This is a genomic window from Methylophaga sp. UBA4204 (assembly GCF_002379485.1).
In the GTDB taxonomy this organism is placed as follows: Bacteria; Pseudomonadota; Gammaproteobacteria; order Nitrosococcales; family Methylophagaceae; genus Methylophaga.
Genome location: NZ_DFTU01000011.1, coordinates 18,912 through 22,361, shown reverse-complemented (window position 1 = coordinate 22,361; position 3,450 = coordinate 18,912). Strand labels below are relative to the sequence as shown.

The window sequence follows — 3,450 nt, the reverse complement described above, 5'->3', positions numbered from 1 at the left end:
TGATCGTAATTCCTTTAGTCACGCATGGTGTGACCTTAATCAGTCGGATTCAGATGATCACTCAACCGATCTGGCTATTCCTCATGGTGTTGCCATTTATCTTTATTTTTGCCAAAGAACCCGATGCCATTCGGGGCTTGATGAATTTTGCCGGCAGCTCCGGTTATGACAGTACGTTTAATATTTACATGTTTGGTACTGCCATTGCCATTGGTATGGCATTGATCCCTCAGGTGGGTGAGCAGGTCGACTTTCTGCGATTTATGCCGGAAAAAACCCAAAAAAACCGTTTTCGTTGGCATTTAGGAGTCATATTCGCCGGTCCGGGCTGGATTTTTATCGGCATGATCAAAATGTTTGCCGGGGTGTTATTGGCTTATCTGGTGTTAAATGGCGCAAAGTCGGTTGAAGAAGCCGTTAACCCCACCTATATGTACCATGTGGCATTTAGCTATGTTTTCTCCAACGCGGATGTATTGCTGGCGGTCACAGTATTTTTTGTGGTGCTGTCACAAATCAAGATCAATATCACCAATGCTTACGCTGGTTCACTGGCCTGGTCCAATTTCTTTGCCCGCCTGACCCACAGCCATCCTGGCCGTGTGGTGTGGTTATTATTCAATGTGTTGATAGCCACCATGCTGATGCTGCTAGATGTGTTTCAGGCACTGGAACAGATTTTGGGACTATATTCGAATATTGCTATTTCCTGGATCACGGCTGTAGTAGCCGATCTGGTGATTAATAAACCCCTGGGTTTAAGTCCCAAAGGCGTCGAATTCCGCCGGGCCTATCTATATGACATTAATCCGGTTGGGGTGGGGGCAATGGCCATCGCCTCTTTGTTTTCAGTGTTGGCATTTGTCGGCGTATTTGGATTGGAAGCGCAGTCATTTTCATCTTTTATCGCCATGTTTACGGCGTTAATTTGTTCTCCATTATTTGCCTGGTGGACAAAGGGAAAATATTACCTGGCGCGCCAGCCGTATAAGTTTCATCCCGGCAAAACCAAAGAAATCTGCAGTATTTGTGAGCGAGAATATGAAATTGATGACATAGCCTATTGTCCAGCCTATCAGGGTGCTATCTGCTCATTGTGCTGTTGTCTGGATGCTCGCTGCAATGATGCTTGTAAGCCACATGCCAAACTGGATTCGCAGTGGCAGGCGGCCATGACAAAACTGTTGCCTAAATCCTTGTGGGGCTATATCCAGAATGGTGTAGGACATTACATCTTGCTGATGGGGATGACGGTGTTACTACTGGCATCCATTTTTGGATTGATCTATCTGCATATATCGCTGACCACCACGGACAACGCAGCGCAGATTTTGCCTGAAATACAAGTGGGTTTTCTCAAGGCTTTTGCCGCTCTGGTTCTGGTCAGTGGCATTATTGTCTGGTGGCTGATTCTTACCTCGCAAAGCCGCAATGTGGCACAGCAGGAATCCAACCATCAAACCAACTTGCTACAGCGTGAAATCATTTTACATGAACAAACCGATGCTGAACTGCAGCAGGCTCGTGTTATTGCAGAACAGGCAAATCAGGCCAAAAGTCGCTATATCACTGGTATCAGTCATGAGTTACGTACCCCATTAAACAGTATTCTGGGCTATGCCCAATTGATGGATAACAATGCTGATGTAACGACAGAAAATAAAAATGCCATTAAAGTCATTCTGCGTAGCGGTGAGCATCTGCTGTCGTTGATTGAAGGTACTTTGGATATTGCCCGTATAGAAGGTGGAAAGCTGCAATTTGATATCAAATCACTGCGTTTTCCTGAATATATCCAGCAAATTATCAGTATGTTTGAATTGCAGGCGATTAATAAAGGGCTGAAATTTGAATATGAGATCAGCTCGGATTTACCTCGTATCGTGCGTGCTGATCACAAACGTTTAAGCCAGATATTGATTAATATCATTGGTAATGCAGTGAAATACACCAGTGAAGGGGCTATTTATCTGCGCTTTAACCATGCCCGCGAATTTCTCTCGATAGAAGTTGAAGATACCGGCCCGGGCATCAAGCAATCCGAACTGGATCATATTTTTGAGCCGTTTATTCGGGGCAGTGCGGCGCAGGGAATCGGTGGTACCGGATTGGGACTGACGATCAGCAAGTTGCTCACTGAGTTGATGGGCGGTGTTTTGCATGTTGAAAGCCACGTAGGCAAAGGCACCACATTTTTTGTCCGACTGTTTTTACCCTCAGTGCGGGTCGAAGAAGATTTGCCGCTTATCTCCACCCGAATGCCAGTGGGTTACCGGGGACCGCGGCGTAAATTACTGGTGGTCGATAACGAACCGGTGGATCGGGAACTGCTGTTAAATATTCTTGAGCCGCTGGGGTTTGACGTCAGAGAAGCCGCATCGGGAGCCGAATGTTTACGGATTTATCCGGACTTTCAGCCCGAAATCATTTTTATGGATTTAGCTATGCCGGAAATGGACGGTTGGGAAACCTGTCATCTGATCCGTAATGTACATAAGTCTGATGTCAAAATCGGCATTATTTCAGCCAATGCCTTTGATAAAAACCTGGAAAATTCATCGGGTATTACTGATAAAGACTTTATCCTGAAACCGGTCAATCTATTTGAACTGATCAACTGGATTGGCGAACGATTGAATCTGCAATGGATCGAGAGCAAGGAAGAACTGGTATCAGAAACTTCCGTGGTGGAATATTCACTGCCCCCGGTTGAGGTCTTAAATAACTTGCTGGAGATGATCAACATGGGCTATCTGGTCGGCGTCCGTAAACTGATTACCGAGATTGATGAACAAGGACTGGCCTGCGAACAGTTTGTTAGTGAAATACGCCAAATGTCTGAAAAATTTCAATTAGGCACCATGAAAACCTTTATAGAAGAGAAATTAGCTAATGTCTGAAAGCCCGCTTAATGCAGTAGTGCTGGTGGTCGACGACACCCCCGATACGCTGGCGCTTTTACATGATGCTTTGGTGGAATCCGGTTATACCGTTCTGGTGGCTGATAATGGTGAATCCGCATTAAAAATCAGTCTGGACGCAACTCCGGATATTGTTCTGCTGGATGCGTTAATGCCAGGTATGGATGGTTTTGAAGTTTGCAGGCACCTTAAGCATGATCTGAATACCCGCCATATTCCGGTGATTTTTATGACTGGTCTGACCGAATCCGAGCATGTGGTCGCCGGGTTCTCAGCAGGAGGCATCGATTATGTGACCAAACCGTTGAGCCCTGTCGAAGTTATTGCCCGGATTAATACCCATTTGAAAAACTCCCGTTTGATCAATCAGACACAGGGCGCTCTGGATGCATTCGGTCAGGCTGCTATTGCGGTATTACCGAGCACCGGCAAAATTGTCTGGCAGACACCTCTGGCGCGTCAGTTGATTGAAAAATATATGAGTCATGAAGACGATCTTTTGATTCAGGATACCCCCGAAGCCTTGCAG

The 3,450-nt window shown here is 45.9% G+C and carries 2 protein-coding genes; both read left to right on the top strand.

From position 1 onward, the window contains the following. Positions 1–2,900 (top strand): hybrid sensor histidine kinase/response regulator (locus tag B3182_RS01530; RefSeq protein ID WP_292751264.1); only part of this gene is annotated, 2,900 nt, incomplete at its 5' end. Beyond that, a partial coding sequence (locus tag B3182_RS01525) for a response regulator (protein WP_292751261.1) occupies positions 2,893–3,450 on the top strand: 558 nt, incomplete at its 3' end. The genes B3182_RS01530 and B3182_RS01525, both read left to right, overlap by 8 nt.